Consider the following 1,323-nt stretch of genomic DNA (forward strand, 5'->3'; position numbering starts at 1 on the left):
TGGACCTGCTGGCCGGCGGTGAGCTCGTCGTGGGCGCCGTTACCGGCGTAGCTCCAGGCCCCGTTGGCATCGATCGTGAAGTCGCCGTAGGTCCCGTGGGCGTTGCTCTGGGCCACGACGTGGGCCTGGCCCGTGTCGGGATCCACAATCGTGAGCTGGCCGCTGGTGTTCAGCGCCGCCGCGGTGTCGCCTTCCGTGACGGACTTCGCCTCGGAAGAGACCGTGGCAGCATCATTGGTGCCGGTGATCGTGACCGTCACCGTCTGGGTAGCTGTCGAGCCGTGGCCGTCATTGATCGTCACCACGAAGCTCTCGGTGACGGTCTGGCCCGCAGCGAGGTATTGCGAAGCCGCGTTGTTCAAATTGTAGTGCCACTGCACCGCGCCGTTGGCGGCATTGGCCGCCTCGTTGACAGGATCGAGCGAGAAGGCGCCGAGCGAAGTCGTGTTGGAAGAGGCTGCCGCGACCGAGGTCGAATGCGTGTCGCTGAGATCGGCGTCGTTGAAACTGATAGTGCCGGCCGCGCTCTGCGAATCCGAGAGATCGGGTGTGGCATTCGCGTCTTCTACCACTGAGCCGCTCTGCGGACTTGATGTGATGAAGACCGAGTCGTTTGCGCCATTGAACTGGAGTGTCACGGTCGCCCAACTCAGCGTGCCATTGCCCAGCTGGATAGCGTAGATGAATGTGTCAGTCAGCGTTTGCCCGGTCGCCAGCGCCTGAAGCTGAACGTTGATGTCGCCCTTGTCGTAATGAACGGTGCCGTCCGCTTCGATCCAGATGCGTGCGCCGAGGGCGCTGCGGTCAGCGGTTGCGGCCATTCCGGCAGCATCACTGCTGTACGCCACATCTTTGACCAGCAAGTCCGCCGGTGCGTAGTTCTTGGTGGACGCGGAGGCGCTCGTTCCATTGTCCAGGGAGAACAGCGTCTTGGCCGCGCCCCCAAGGTCATTTGCCAGCACGTTCAAGATAAGAATGTTGCTGGCGTCTTCCGCAAACGAGAAAATGTCCGTGTTGGCTTGCGGAGTATTGCCGAACGAAACCGTGCTACCGCCGCCCGTTGTCTGCGTCGCCATGGCTTAAATCCCCTGGGTGATGCACCGTCCGCATTCACGGACCGGCACAAATTGCACAATGGCGCGGGGATGATCGGCCGTTGCCTTGCCCACGCTGCTGAAGAAAAATGCCGAGCTGCTCAGCATGCCGGCCGTCCTGCTCAGCGCTTCGAAAACGTGCAAAGAGAACATGTGCCGCTCAAGCCTGTTTGGGGCTAGAGTCGCTCCGAGCTCGCGAGTGGATCGCGCGCCTGACAGCCGCCATGTT

Annotated in this window: 2 protein-coding genes; both read right to left on the minus strand. The window is 62.0% G+C overall.

All coding sequences use genetic code 11. From position 1 onward, the window contains the following. The coding region (locus IVB27_RS26920; protein ID WP_247446116.1) for a VCBS domain-containing protein at positions 1-1,076 on the minus strand (1,076 nt) is incomplete at its 3' end. Positions 1,077-1,079: 3 nt separating this feature from the next. Next, a partial coding sequence (locus IVB27_RS26925) for a hypothetical protein (protein WP_247446117.1) occupies positions 1,080-1,323 on the minus strand: 244 nt, incomplete at its 5' end.

The organism is Bradyrhizobium sp. 197 (genome assembly GCF_023073375.1).
GTDB lineage: Bacteria > Pseudomonadota > Alphaproteobacteria > Rhizobiales > Xanthobacteraceae > Bradyrhizobium.